Source organism: Pseudomonas sp. MF08875, assembly GCF_059862525.1.
On sequence record NZ_JCBCUW010000003.1, the window covers coordinates 154,278 to 168,141 of the forward strand.

The window sequence follows — 13,864 nt, forward strand, 5'->3', positions numbered from 1 at the left end:
GAGGCAGGCGCGGCCGCAAGGGCGGTGGGCCGGCGCCGTTGTGCTACAGGGGTGTGAGTGGGCTCAGATCGTTAGCTTGAAACCTTGCGCGCTGGGTTCCTGGTTGACGCTCAACTGCTCGACGATGGCGTCCTGCAAGCGTTGGCACAGCTCTGGGTCGGACAGCGGCTGGTTGTGGGCATCGGTGATGAAAAAGACGTCTTCCACGCGCTCGCCCAGGGTGGCGATCTTGGCGTTTTGCAACGACAGGTCGAACTCCAGGAAGATCCCGCCGATGCGCGCCAGCAGGCCCGGGCGGTCGGGGGCGCTGAGTTCCAGCACGGTCACCGGGCGTTGGGCGTCATTGTGGATGGTCACTTGCGGGGCGAAGGCGAAGTGCTTGAGCTGGCGCGGTACGCGGCGCTGGATGATGGTTGGGTAGTCGTCCGGGTTGCGCAGGGCTTCGGTCAGGCCGTCGCGGATCTGCTTGACCCGCTCCGGGTTGTCGCCGATCGAGTCGCCGTCGGTGTCGAGCACGATGTAGGTGTCGAGGGTGAACTGGCTGCTGGAGGTGATGACCCGTGCGTCGTGGATGTTCAGGTTGAGCTGGTCCATTGCGGCCACGGTTACGGCGAAGAAGTCGTGCTGGTCGGGAGCGTAGATGAAAATCTGCGTGCCGCCCTCGAACTCGCGCTGGGTGGTTTCCTTAATCAGCACCAGCGGGCCGCCGTCGGCGGGCTGTTGCAAGATGGCATCGGTGTGCCAGGCGACGTCGCCGGCAGTGTGGCGCAGGAAGTAGTCGTCGCCCAGTTGCGACCAGAGCTGCTCCACGTCGTCGGGGTCGTTGCCGCCGCGCACGAGGATGTCTAGGGCCGCGCTCTGGGTCTGGCGGATCTGCTCTTCGCGGTCTACTGGGTTTTCCAGGCCGCGGCGCAGGGCGCGCTTGGTCTCGGTGTAGAGCTGGCGCAGCAGGCTGGCACGCCAGGAGTTCCACAGCGTGGGGTTGGTGGCGTTGATGTCGGCCACGGTGAGCACGTAGAGGTAGTCCAGGCGCGTTTCGTCGCCTACTGCCAGGGCAAAGTCGTGGATCACTTGCGGGTCGGACAAGTCCTTGCGCTGGGCCGTGGTGGACATCACCAAGTGGTTTTGCACCAACCAGACAATTAAGCGGCTGTCCCACAGCGGTAATTGGTGACGCTGGCAAAACGCCTCGGCATCGACGGCGCCGATTTCCGAGTGGTCGCCGTGGCGGCCCTTGCCGATGTCGTGGTACAGGCCGGCGAGGTAGATCAGCTCAGGCTTGGGCAAGCGGCCCATGAGCTTACTGGCCAGCGGAAATTTCTCTGACACCTGGGTGTATTGCAGCTTACGCAGGTGCTTTATCAGGTTCAGGGTGTGGGCATCGACCGTGTAGATGTGGAACAGGTCGTGCTGCATCTGCCCGACGATAAAGCCGAACTCCGGCAGATAGCGCCCGAGAATGCCGTAGCGGTTCATCCGGCGCAGGTTGCGGTGGATGCCGATCTCGCACTTGAACAGTTCAATGAACAGGCTGGTGTTGCGGATATCGTTGCGGAAATCGTCGTCGATCAGGTGGCGATGTTCGCGTAACAGGCGCACGGTGTCGGCGCGCACGCCCTTGATTTCCGGGTGCTGGGCCATGAGCAGGAAGATTTCCAGCATGGCGAACGGTGTGCGTTTGAACACGTTGACGTGGCTGACTTCGATATAGCCGTCGTGCAGTTGGAAGCGCGAGTTGAGGGGCTGGGGCGGCGCCTCGTCGGCCGGGGCGAGGATGATTTCCTCGAAGTGCTGGATTATCAGGTCGCTGAGCTGGGCGATGCTCATGACCACTCGGTAGTACTGCTGCATGAAGCTTTCGATGGCTTGTTTGGCGTCATCGCCGGTAAAGCCCAGCAGGCTGGCGATAGAGCGCTGGTGGTCGAACAGCAGGCGATCTTCGGCGCGCCCGGCCAGCATGTGCAGGGCATAGCGCACTTTCCAGAGGAACTCCTGAGACGACGCCAGCAGGGCGTTTTCGCTCTCCACCAGGAAGCCTTCGCCGGCCAGGGCCCGCAGATTCAGGGTGCCGTACTGGCGGCGCGCCACCCAGAGCAGGGTCTGGATATCCCGAAGGCCACCGGGGGAGCCTTTGACGTTGGGTTCCAGGTTGTATTCGGTGTCGTTGTACTTGTGGTGCCGGGCCTTTTGCTCGGCGCGCTTGGCCAGGAAGAATTCCTTGCTCGGCCACATGTGCGCGGTGCTGGTGACTTCCAGCATGCGTTGGCGCAGGCGCTCGGGGCCGGCGATGGTGCGGCTTTCCATCAGGTTGGTGATGATCGTCAGGTCGGCGCGGGCCTCCTGGGCGCATTCGTCCACCGAACGTACGCTTTGCCCGACTTCCAGGCCGATGTCCCACAGCAGGGTGAGAAAACGCTCGATGGAGTCGCGAAAAATCTCATGGTCGGCGTTGTCGAGCAGGATCAGCAGGTCGATGTCGGAGTAGGGGTGCAACTCACCGCGCCCGTAGCCGCCGACCGCCACCAGGGCAATGTCGGCGTCCTCGCTCCAGGTGAACTGCTCCCAGGCCTTTTGCAGGATGTTGTCGACGAACCAGGCGCGATCCTCGATCAAGCGGCGGATATCGCGCCCGGCGCGAAAGCGCTCGTCGAGCACTTCGCGGGCCTGGCGAATGGCCTTCTTGAAAGCGGCAATCGGGCTGGCCTTGAGGGCCAGTTCGGCCTGGAACTGGCCGCGGTCGAAGAGTTCTGGGTCCACCTGCGGCATCGATTGCTTTCCTTTATAGGCGCTGGGCGCGGGGCGGATCAGGCCGAAACGCGAGGGATGGTGTCATCGCTGCGCAGGGTGAATATCTCGTAGCCGGTGGCGGTCACCGCCAGGGTGTGTTCCCACTGGGCCGAGAGCTTGCGGTCCTTGGTGATGGCGGTCCAGCCATCGCCCAGCACCTTGGTGTCGGCGCGGCCCTGGTTAATCATCGGTTCGATGGTGAAGGTCATGCCTTCCTTGAGCTCCATGCCGGTGCCGGCGCGGCCGTAGTGCAGGATCTGCGGCTCTTCGTGGAACACCTTGCCGATACCGTGGCCGCAGAACTCGCGCACCACCGAGAAGCCGTTCTTTTCCGCGTGCTTCTGGATGACTTCGCCGATGTCGCCGAGGCGGCAGCCAGGCTTGACCAGTTCGATGGCTTTGTACATGCATTCCTGGGTGATTTGGGACAGGCGCTCGGCCCAGACCGGCACGGTGCCGACGTGGAACATGCGGCTGGTGTCGCCGTGATAGCCATCTTTGATGACGGTTACGTCGATGTTCAGGGTGTCGCCATCCTTGAGTGGTTTCTCGTTCGGGATGCCGTGGCAGACCACGTGGTTGATCGAGGTGCAGATCGACTTGGGGTAGCCCTTGTAGTTCAGCGGCGCCGGGATAGCGCCCTGGACGTTGACGATGTAGTCGTGGCAGAGGCGGTCCAGCTCTTCGGTGGTGACGCCGGGCTTGACGTGTTCGGCGATCATTTCCAGCACGTCGGCGGCCAGTTTGCCGGCGACACGCATTTTTGCGATGTCCTCTGGAGTCTTGAGGGTGACGGTCATACGGGCTCTCTAGCGCTCGAAGGCGCAACTTGAAGGAATGTGGGCGCGCGCGGCGGCTTTGACGGCAAGCCTGCCCGCGGCCCGGAAAAACGCGATTCTAACAGACGATCGGCGCAAATCATGAGGGTCTGTGCATTGCGCCTTCTATATAGGCGCGAGGGCGCATTTCTGGGCGATTCCCGCAGAGGCCAAGAACGTGGCGATGGCGATGCTATTCCAGGTTTCGTTTTTGACTTGTCTGTGGTATAAAATGCGCCGCTTTCCGGGGATGCCCCGCGAAGCTTAAATCCACACACGTGTCGACACGATGACCTGGGTGCCTTCAGCTTTATGCTGCTGGTTGGTCATTGGGATACGTGGAGGCCAAACCCGACTTATCAAGGAACTATCATGTCCCAAGTCAACATGCGCGATATGCTCAAAGCCGGTGTCCACTTCGGTCACCAAACCCGTTACTGGAATCCGAAAATGGGTAAATACATTTTCGGCGCGCGTAACAAGATCCACATCATCAACCTTGAAAAAACCCTGCCAATGTTCAACGAAGCTCTGACTTTCGTAGAGCGCCTGGCCCAGGGCAAAAACAAGATTCTGTTCGTCGGCACCAAGCGTTCCGCTGGCAAGATCGTTGCTGAAGAAGCAGCACGTTGCGGCTCGCCGTACGTCGATCACCGCTGGTTGGGCGGCATGCTGACCAACTTCAAGACCATTCGTGCTTCCATCAAGCGTCTGCGTGACCTTGAAGTTCAGGCCGAAGACGGTACTTTCGCCAAGCTGACCAAGAAAGAAGCGCTGATGCGCTCTCGCGACCTGGAAAAACTGGACCGCAGCCTGGGTGGTATCAAGGACATGGGCGGTCTGCCTGACGCACTGTTCGTGATCGACGTTGACCACGAGCGCATCGCGATCACCGAAGCCAACAAGCTGGGTATCCCGGTTATCGGCGTTGTCGATACCAACAGCAGCCCGGAAGGCGTTGACTACATCATCCCAGGCAACGATGACGCAATCCGCGCCATCCAGTTGTACATGGGCGCGATGGCTGACGCTGTTATCCGTGGCCGCAACCACGTCGCTGGCGGTACCGAGCAGTTCGTTGAAGAAGCTCCAGTAGCCGCAGCTGAGTAATCGACGCCCTGGCGTTGACTCAGTAAGCAAAAAGGGGGCTTGGCCCCCTTTTTGCCACCTCGAAAACCATTTGTCGGCAACCTAGCTGCAACGGCTGTAATGTGCGGCGGCCTACAACGGAGATTCGGGAAGAATTGATCGCCCGTTTGATCGGGTGGAATGGTTGAAAACCTATCCAAGAGGATTTTGAAAATGGCAGAGATTACTGCAGCGTTGGTTAAAGAACTGCGTGAGCGTACCGGCGAAGGCATGATGGATTGCAAAAAGGCCTTGACCAAGGCCGGCGGCGACATCGAAAAAGCCATTGATGACATGCGTGCTTCCGGCGCCATCAAGGCTGCCAAGAAAGCAGGCAACGTCGCTGCTGAAGGTGCTATCGCTCTGAAAGAAGACGGTAAAACCGCCGTTCTGCTGGAAGTGAACTCGCAGACCGACTTCCTGGCTCTGCAGGACGACTTCAAGGCATTTGTTGCTGCAAGCGTTGAAAAGGCGTTCGCCGACAAACTGACTGACGTCGCTCCGCTGATCGAAGCTCAAGAAGCCGATCGCCTGGTTCTGGTCGGCAAGGTTGGCGAAAACGTCAACATCCGCCGCCTGGCACGGGTTGAAGGTGACGTGGTCGGTGGTTACCTGCACGGTAACAAGATCGGTGTTGCGGTGGCTCTGAAGGGCGGCGACGTTGAACTGGCCAAGGACATCGCTATGCACGTAGCGGCGACCAACCCTGAGTTCCTGCTGCCGTCGGAAGTTTCCGCTGAAGCGATCGAGCGTGAGAAGGGCGTATTCCTGTCCCTCAACGCTGACAAGATCGCCGGCAAGCCGGAAAACATCGTTGAAAACATGATTAAAGGCCGCATCAGCAAGTTCCTGGCCGAAGCCAGCCTGGTTGAGCAGGCGTTCGTCAAGAACCCTGAAATCAAGGTCGGCGACCTGGCCAAGAAAGCCGGCGCTGAAATCGTTTCCTTCACCTACTTCAAAGTAGGCGACGGCATCGAGAAGCCTGTGGACGACTTCGCTGCTGAAGTTGCCGCGCAGGTTGCTGCCAGCAAGCAATAAGACGGTTTCCAACTGTCGCCCAAAGGAGGCTGCCCGCTCACGCGCGCAGCCTCTTTTCAAATGGGGTTGCCAATTTATTTGGTTTCTTCCCGGAACTGGCTTACAAAGCCGTGTTCCGATGGCGCTGTGATAGCGTCGAGCTAGAAGTAAGCGCAGGCTGCAAACAGCTTGCAAAGAATTTTTAAAATACGCCGCAGGAGAGATTCGCAATGGCTCAGCAGGGCAGTGGTTATCAGGCTCGCTATAAACGCATTCTACTCAAGCTTAGCGGCGAGGCCCTGATGGGCTCGGAAGAGTTCGGGATCGACCCTAAGGTCCTGGATCGCATGGCGCTGGAAGTCGGCCAACTGGTCGGCATCGGTGTCCAGGTCGGTCTGGTGATCGGTGGCGGCAACCTGTTCCGCGGCGCGGCATTGAGCGCTGCCGGCATGGATCGCGTTACAGGCGACCACATGGGCATGCTGGCCACTGTGATGAACGCCCTGGCCATGCGCGATGCGCTGGAGCGCGCCAATATCTCCGCCATCGTGATGTCTGCGATCTCCATGGTCGGGGTGACTGACCATTACGACCGCCGCAAAGCCATGCGTCACCTCAATGCCAAGGAAGTGGTGATTTTTGCCGCTGGTACGGGTAATCCGTTCTTCACCACGGATTCGGCCGCCTGCCTGCGCGCGATTGAAATCGACGCCGATGTGGTGCTCAAGGCCACCAAGGTGGACGGGGTGTACACTGCTGACCCATTCAAAGACCCGCATGCCGAGAAGTTCGATCATCTGACCTATGATGAAGTGCTGGATCGCAAGCTGGGTGTGATGGATCTGACAGCTATTTGCCTGTGCCGCGACCATAAAATGCCGCTGCGCGTATTTAACATGAACAAGCCCGGCGCCCTGCTGAACATCGTGCATGGCGGCGCTGAAGGGACGCTGATCGAGGAAAGCCAGCAATGATTAACGACATCAAGAAAGACGCCCAAGCGCGTATGCAGAAATCCCTGGAGTCTCTGAGCCACGCATTCGGCCAGATTCGTACCGGTAAGGCACACCCCAGCATCCTCGGTAGCGTGATGGTGCCTTATTACGGCGCCGACACCCCATTGAGCAGCGTCGCCAACGTCACTGTGAAAGACTCGCGCACCCTGCAGGTCGTGGCTTTCGAGCGCAACATGCTCGCTGCGGTCGATAAGGCTATCCAGAGTGCAGGCCTGAACCTCAACCCGACCAACCTGGGTGAGTTGCTGCTGATCTCGATGCCTGCCCTGACCGAAGAAACCCGCAAGGGCTTCACCAAGCAGGCGCGCAGCGCTGCCGAAGACGCTCGTGTGGCTGTGCGCAACATCCGTCGTGATGCGTTGGGTGAGCTGAAGAAGCTGGTTAAGGACAAGGAAATCAGCGAGGACGAAGAGCGCCGTGCTGCCGCTGATATCCAGAAGCTGACCGACAAGGCCGAGGCTGAAATCGACGCGGCTACCAAGCAAAAAGAAGCTGACCTGATGGCCGTATAAGGGTCTGGGCGTTTTCATGGAAAAGACCAAGCAAGCGGTTCTGTCCTCTGTGCCGCGGCATGTCGCGATCATCATGGATGGCAATAACCGTTGGGCCAAGAAACGCTTCATGCCCGGTGTTGCCGGGCATAAGGCGGGCGTGGACGCGGTGCGCGCCGTTATAGAGGTGTGCGCCGAAGCCAAGGTCGAAGTGCTGACGCTGTTCGCATTCTCCAGCGAGAACTGGCAGCGCCCGGCCGACGAAGTCAGTGCCTTGATGGACCTGTTCTTCAAGGCACTGCGCCGCGAGGCTAAGCGCCTGAATGACAACAACATCAGTTTGCGCATCATCGGTGACCGCTCGCGTTTCAATCCGCAATTGCAGGCGGCGATGCGTGAGGCCGAGGCGCTGACTGCCGGCAGCAACCGTTTTGTGCTGCAAATTGCGGCCAATTACGGTGGGCAGTGGGATATAGCCCAGGCTGCCCAGCGTTTGGCGCGGGAAGTCCAGGCCGGGCACTTGCAACCTGAGGACATCACGCCCGAGTTGCTGCAAACCTGTCTGGCCACCGGCGACCTGCCATTGCCGGACTTGTGCATCCGTACCGGCGGCGAACACCGCATCAGCAACTTCTTGCTGTGGCAGTTGGCTTACGCCGAGTTGTATTTCTCCGACCTGTTCTGGCCGGACTTCAAACACGATGCCATGCGTACCGCGCTGGCCGATTTCGCTTCCCGCCAGCGCCGTTTCGGTAAAACGAGCGAGCAGGTCGAAGCTGGAGCCCGGGTTTAATGCTTAAACAACGAATCATTACTGCACTGATCCTGCTGCCGATCGCCTTGTGCGGGTTTTTCCTGCTCGAAGGGGCGGGTTTCGCCTTGTTCATCGCTCTGGTGGTGACCCTGGGGGCCTGGGAGTGGGCGCGGCTGGCCGGCTTTGCTGCCCAGCCCCAGCGCGTTGCCTTCGCGGTGCTGGTCGCTGCGGCGTTGTTCCTTATGCACACCTTCCCGGGGCTGGCGCCTTGGGTGCTCGGCGCCGCGGTGTTGTGGTGGGTGGTGGCGACGTTCCTGGTGCTGACTTACCCGCGCACTGCACCGCTGTGGTCCAGCGCAGCCTGCAAGCTGGTGATCGGCCTGCTGATCCTGCTGCCAGCCTGGCAAGGCCTGGTTCTGATTAAGCAGTACCCGCTGGGTAACTGGCTCATCATGGCCGTGATGGTGCTGGTCTGGGGGGCGGATATCGGTGCCTATTTTTCCGGTCGGGCCTTCGGCAAGCGCAAGCTCGCGCCACAGGTCAGCCCGGGCAAGAGCTGGGAAGGGGTCTATGGCGGTTTGCTGCTGAGCCTGCTGATTACCCTGGCGGTTGGCGTCGTTCGCGAATGGGGCGTTGCCCAGATGCTGTCCGGCCTGATCGGCGCGGCGGTGGTGGTGCTGATTTCCGTGGTGGGCGACCTGACCGAAAGCATGTTCAAGCGCCAGGCCGGGATCAAGGACAGCAGCAACCTGCTGCCGGGCCATGGCGGTGTGTTGGATCGTATCGATAGCCTGACCGCAGCTGTTCCGGTATTCGCCGTGCTGCTGTGGATGGCGGCTTCGTGAGTCGGGTCCAGCAGGTCACCGTGCTCGGGGCGACTGGCTCCATCGGTCTGAGCACGCTGGATGTGATTGCCCGCCACCCGGATCGTTATCAGGTGTTTGCCCTGAGCGGTTTCAGCCGCCTCAAGGAGTTGTTCGCACTGTGCGTGCGCCATACGCCGCGTTTCGCGGTGGTGCCGCAGGCAGCCATCGCCCGGGACTTGCAGGATGAGTTACGAGCCGCGGGCTTGCGTACTGAAGTGCTGGTGGGCGAAGAGGGCTTGTGCCAAGTTGCGGCCGATCCTGAGGTCGATGCCGTGATGGCTGCGATCGTCGGTGCGGCAGGCTTACGCCCGACCCTGGCGGCCGTACATGCCGGCAAGAAAATCTTGCTGGCCAATAAAGAAGCGCTAGTGATGTCCGGCGCCCTGTTTATGCAAGCCGTGCGCAAGAGTGGTTCGTTGCTGTTGCCGGTGGATAGTGAGCACAACGCGATTTTTCAGTGCATGCCCGGCGATTTTGCCAGGGGCCTGGGGCAGGTCGGCGTGCGGCGGATTCTGTTGACCGCCTCCGGCGGCCCGTTCCTACACACGCCCCTGTCGGAGCTTGAGCACGTTTCGCCGGAACAGGCCTGTGCCCATCCGAACTGGTCCATGGGCCGCAAGATCTCGGTGGATTCGGCCAGCATGATGAACAAGGGCCTGGAGTTGATCGAGGCCTGCTGGCTGTTTGATGCAAAGCCGGCCCAGGTCGAAGTAGTCATTCATCCTCAAAGCGTGATCCATTCGCTGGTGGACTACATAGACGGTTCGGTGCTGGCGCAGTTGGGTAACCCGGACATGCGCACGCCCATCGCCAATGCCTTGTCGTGGCCGCAGCGCATTGACTCCGGCGTGGCGCCGCTGGACCTGTTCGCTATCGCGCGCCTGGACTTCCAGGCCCCGGATGAGCAGCGTTTTCCTTGCCTGCGCCTGGCGCGTCAAGCAGCAGAGGCGGGCGCGAGTGCGCCGGCGTCCCTGAATGCGGCCAACGAAGTGGCAGTGGCAGCGTTTCTCGAGGGGCGCATCCGTTACCCGGAGATCGCGAGTATCATCGAGGAAGTTTTGAATCGTGAGCCTGTGGTGGCGGTCGATGAGCTCGACGCGGTGTTCTCGGCGGATGCCCGGGCGCGCGAGTTGACCGGGCAGTGGCTCAAGCGCCACGGGCGGTAGCATGAGGCTGCGAGTCTGGGCGGGTCAGGAATGTGGAGAAGGTAAATGAGCGCGCTCTATATGATTGTCGGCACCCTGGTTGCGCTGGGTGTGCTGGTCACTTTCCATGAATTCGGTCACTTCTGGGTCGCGCGTCGCTGTGGCGTGAAGGTTCTGCGTTTTTCCGTGGGTTTCGGCATGCCGCTGGTGCGCTGGCACGACCGCCATGGCACGGAATTCGTGATCGCCGCCATCCCGTTGGGCGGCTACGTCAAGATGCTCGATGAGCGTGAAGGCGAGGTGCCGGCCGAACAGCTGGATCAATCCTTCAATCGCAAGACCGTCCGCCAGCGTATCGCCATCGTGGCCGCCGGGCCGATTGCCAACTTCATGCTGGCCCTGGTGTTCTTCTGGGTGTTGGCGATGCTCGGCAGCGAGCAGGTGCGGCCGGTCATTGGTGCCGTAGAGGCGGGCAGTATCGCCGCCAAGGCTGGCCTGGGAGCTGGGCAGGAAATCGTCGCCATCGATGGCGAGCCGACTTCCGGTTGGGCTGCCGTTAATCTGCAACTGGTGCGGCGCCTGGGTGAAAGCGGCTCCCTGCAATTGCTGGTGCGCGAGCCGGGCGCCTCCGCTGATTCGCCCCGTGAGCTGGTGCTGGATAGCTGGCTCAAGGGGGCCGACGAGCCGGATCCGATCCGCTCACTGGGCATTCGTCCGTGGCGGCCGGCGTTGCCGCCGGTGCTGGCGGAACTGGACCCCAAAGGTCCGGCCCAGGCTGCTGGCCTGAAAACCGGTGATCGTCTGTTGGCGGTCGATGGCCAGGCGCTGAATGAATGGCAGCAGGTGGTGGACTGGGTACGCGTGCGCCCTGCAACCGCAATCATTCTGCAAGTCGAGCGTGATGGGGCACGGATCGATGTGCCGGTTACCTTGGCCAGTCGTGGTGATGGGAAAGCTGCCAGTGGCTACTTGGGGGCTGGCGTCAAAGGTATCGACTGGCCGCCGGAAATGATCCGCGAGGTCAGTTTCGGCCCGCTGGAGGCCATTGGCGAGGGCGCGCGACGCACCTGGACCATGAGTGTGCTGACCCTGGATTCACTCAAGAAAATGTTGTTCGGCGAGCTCTCGGTAAAAAACTTGAGTGGACCGATAACCATTGCTAAAGTGGCGGGCGCTTCTGCCCAGTCGGGCGTTGCTGATTTCCTGAATTTCCTGGCTTATCTGAGTATTAGCCTTGGAGTTCTAAATTTGTTGCCCATCCCGGTACTGGATGGGGGGCATTTGTTGTTTTATCTGATCGAGTGGGTGCGTGGTCGCCCCTTGTCGGATCGGGTGCAGGGTTGGGGGATACAGATCGGTATCAGTTTGGTGGTCGGGGTGATGTTGCTTGCCCTGGTCAACGATCTGGGTCGGCTGTAGCGCTTCGCCGAATTGCGAATCTGCCGCATTTTGCGGCAGTTTGTTTATTGCCAGTTGGAATAAGAAAGGACTTCATGAAACGTCTGCTGCTAACTGCGGTTCTCTCCGTATTGATGATCGCCGAAGTTCACGCCGAGTCCTTCACTATCTCCGATATTCGCGTCAATGGCCTCCAGCGGGTCTCCGCGGGTAGCGTCTTTGGTGCCTTGCCGTTGAACGTCGGTGAACAGGCTGACGATCGTCGCCTGGTGGAATCCACTCGTGCGCTGTTCAAAACCGGTTTCTTTCAAGACATCCAACTGGGGCGTGACGGCAATGTCCTCGTCATCACGGTCGTCGAGCGTCCTTCTGTCGCCAGCATCGAGATCGATGGCAACAAGGCGATTTCCACCGAAGACCTGATGAAAGGCCTCAAGCAGTCGGGCTTGGCCGAAGGCGAGATTTTCCAGCGTGCCACCCTCGAAGGTGTGCGTAACGAGCTGCAGCGCCAATACGTCGCCCAGGGTCGTTACTCGGCTACGGTCGACACCGAAGTGGTGCCGCAGCCGCGTAACCGCGTCGGCCTCAAGGTCAACATCAACGAAGGTACGGTTGCGGCGATCCAGCACATCAACGTGGTGGGCAACACTGTTTTCCCGGCCGACGACTTGATCGACCTGTTCGAGCTGAAAACCACCAACTGGTTGTCCTTCTTCAAGAACGACGATAAGTACGCCCGTGAAAAGCTGTCCGGTGACTTGGAACGGCTGCGTTCCTACTACTTGGACCGTGGCTATATCAACATGGATATCGCCTCCACCCAGGTGTCGATCACGCCGGACAAAAAACACGTCTACATCACCGTCAACGTCAACGAAGGCGAGAAGTACAGCGTTCGTGAGGTCAAGCTCAGCGGTGATCTGAAAGTCCCTGAAGAGCAGGTCAAGGCATTGCTGCTGGTGCAACAGGGCCAGGTGTTCTCGCGCAAGTTGATGACCACCACCTCCGAACTCATTACCCGCCGCCTCGGTAACGAAGGCTATACCTTCGCCAACGTCAACGGCGTGCCGCAGCCCCACGACGAAGATCACACGGTTGATATCACTTTCGTGGTCGATCCGGGCAAGCGTGCCTACGTCAACCGCATCAACTTCCGTGGCAACACCAAGTCCGAAGACGAAGTGCTGCGTCGCGAAATGCGCCAGATGGAAGGTGGCTGGGCTTCGACCTACCTGATCGACCAGTCCAAGACCCGTCTGGAGCGTCTGGGCTTCTTCAAGGAAGTGAACGTCGAGACACCGGCCGTGCCGGGTGTGGATGACCAAGTCGACGTCAACTACAGCGTTGAAGAACAAGCCTCCGGCTCGATCACCGCCAGCGTGGGTTTTGCCCAGAGCGCCGGTCTGATCCTCGGCGGCTCGATCACCCAGAACAACTTCCTGGGTACGGGTAACAAGGTCAGCGTCGGCCTGACCCGCAGCGAATACCAGAGCCGCTATAACTTCGGCTATGTGGACCCCTACTGGACTGCCGACGGCGTCAGCCTGGGCTACAACGCCTTCTATCGCACCACTGACTACGACGAACTCGATGTCGATCTGGCCAGTTACGCCGTGGACAGCCTGGGTGCGGGCGTCAGCGTCGGCTACCCGATCAGCGAGACTTCCCGCTTGACCTTCGGCCTCACAGCTCAGCAGGACAAGATCAACACGGGCACCTACACCGTCGACGAGATCAATGATTTCGTGGCCAAAGAAGGTGATAACTACCTGAACTTCAAAGCTTCGGCCGGTTGGTCCGAGTCCACCCTGAACAAAGGCGTGCTGGCCACCCGTGGTCATTCCCAGAGCGTAGTGTTGGAGGCCACCACCCCGGGCAGCGACCTGGCGTTCTTCAAGCTTGATTATCGCGGCCAGTTGTTCCAGCCGTTGAGCGATAACTACACCATGCGCCTGCACACCGAACTGGGTTACGGTGACGGCTATGGCGACACCGACGGCTTGCCGTTCTATGAGAACTACTATGCCGGTGGCTTCAACTCGGTACGTGGCTTCAAGGACAGCACCCTTGGTCCGCGCAGCACTCCGAACAAGAAGGACCCGGACCAGGACCCACTGCCGTTCGGTGGCAACGTCCTGATTCAAGGTGGCGTGGAAGTTCTGTTCCCGCTGCCATTCATCAAGGATCAGCGTTCGTTGCGGACCTCGGTCTTCTGGGATGTGGGTAATGTCTTCGACACCAACTGCAATACCGGCAAGACGACTAAAGGCAAAAAAGTTGAATGCAACGACATCGGTCTTGATGGTCTGGCCAGTTCCGTCGGTATTGGCGTGACCTGGATTACCGCACTCGGCCCGTTGAGCTTTGCGCTGGCGATGCCGATCAAGGAACCGGATGAGGCTGAGACCCAGGTGTTCCAATTCTCCCTTGGCCAGACTTTCTAA

General features: G+C 60.1%; 11 protein-coding genes. 9 read left to right on the top strand and 2 right to left on the bottom strand.

All coding sequences use genetic code 11. From position 1 onward, the window contains the following. Positions 1–63: 63 nt before the first annotated feature. On the bottom strand, positions 64–2,766 hold the full coding sequence (locus AC19YT_RS03000; RefSeq protein WP_095106387.1) for a [protein-PII] uridylyltransferase: 2,703 nt from the start codon (positions 2,764–2,766) through the stop codon (positions 64–66). 38 nt (positions 2,767–2,804) lie between these two features. Further along, positions 2,805–3,587 carry a type I methionyl aminopeptidase gene (gene map / locus AC19YT_RS03005; RefSeq protein ID WP_095106392.1) on the bottom strand — a complete coding sequence of 261 codons (783 nt, stop codon included), beginning with the start codon at positions 3,585–3,587 and terminating at the stop codon, positions 2,805–2,807. Positions 3,588–3,977: 390 nt separating this feature from the next. On the opposite strand from map, the gene rpsB reads away from it, so the two are divergent. The 9 genes from rpsB to bamA all read left to right on the top strand — a co-directional run bounded on the left by rpsB (position 3,978) and on the right by bamA (position 13,864). Then, positions 3,978–4,715: a 30S ribosomal protein S2 gene (gene rpsB / locus AC19YT_RS03010; protein ID WP_095106396.1), complete on the top strand. Its 738-nt coding sequence runs from the start codon at positions 3,978–3,980 to the stop codon at positions 4,713–4,715. A 192-nt stretch (positions 4,716–4,907) separates the two neighbouring features. Next, positions 4,908–5,771: a translation elongation factor Ts gene (gene tsf / locus AC19YT_RS03015; RefSeq protein ID WP_095106399.1), complete on the top strand. Its 864-nt coding sequence runs from the start codon at positions 4,908–4,910 to the stop codon at positions 5,769–5,771. 209 nt (positions 5,772–5,980) lie between these two features. Beyond that, complete coding sequence (gene pyrH, locus AC19YT_RS03020; RefSeq protein ID WP_095106401.1) at positions 5,981–6,724, top strand: UMP kinase; 744 nt, start codon at positions 5,981–5,983, stop codon at positions 6,722–6,724. After that, positions 6,721–7,278 (top strand): ribosome recycling factor, encoded by a 558-nt coding sequence (frr, locus tag AC19YT_RS03025; RefSeq protein ID WP_095106404.1) that lies wholly within the window; start codon positions 6,721–6,723, stop codon positions 7,276–7,278. Before pyrH ends, frr begins: the two co-directional genes overlap by 4 nt. A 16-nt stretch (positions 7,279–7,294) precedes the next feature. Beyond that, positions 7,295–8,050 (top strand): polyprenyl diphosphate synthase, encoded by a 756-nt coding sequence (gene uppS, locus AC19YT_RS03030; protein ID WP_095106406.1) that lies wholly within the window; start codon positions 7,295–7,297, stop codon positions 8,048–8,050. Further along, the gene (locus AC19YT_RS03035; RefSeq protein ID WP_500609689.1) at positions 8,050–8,856 is read left to right on the top strand and encodes a phosphatidate cytidylyltransferase; all 807 of its coding nucleotides are present in this window, start codon (positions 8,050–8,052) and stop codon (positions 8,854–8,856) included. Before uppS ends, AC19YT_RS03035 begins: the two co-directional genes overlap by 1 nt. Then, positions 8,853–10,043, top strand: coding sequence for a 1-deoxy-D-xylulose-5-phosphate reductoisomerase (gene ispC, locus AC19YT_RS03040; RefSeq protein WP_500600027.1), 1,191 nt, complete (start codon positions 8,853–8,855; stop codon positions 10,041–10,043). The genes AC19YT_RS03035 and ispC overlap by 4 nt, the downstream gene beginning before the upstream one ends. A gap of 45 nt (positions 10,044–10,088) precedes the next feature. Continuing rightward, complete coding sequence (gene rseP / locus AC19YT_RS03045; protein WP_095106412.1) at positions 10,089–11,441, top strand: sigma E protease regulator RseP; 1,353 nt, start codon at positions 10,089–10,091, stop codon at positions 11,439–11,441. Positions 11,442–11,515: 74 nt separating this feature from the next. Beyond that, complete coding sequence (bamA, locus tag AC19YT_RS03050; RefSeq protein WP_095106414.1) at positions 11,516–13,864, top strand: outer membrane protein assembly factor BamA; 2,349 nt, start codon at positions 11,516–11,518, stop codon at positions 13,862–13,864.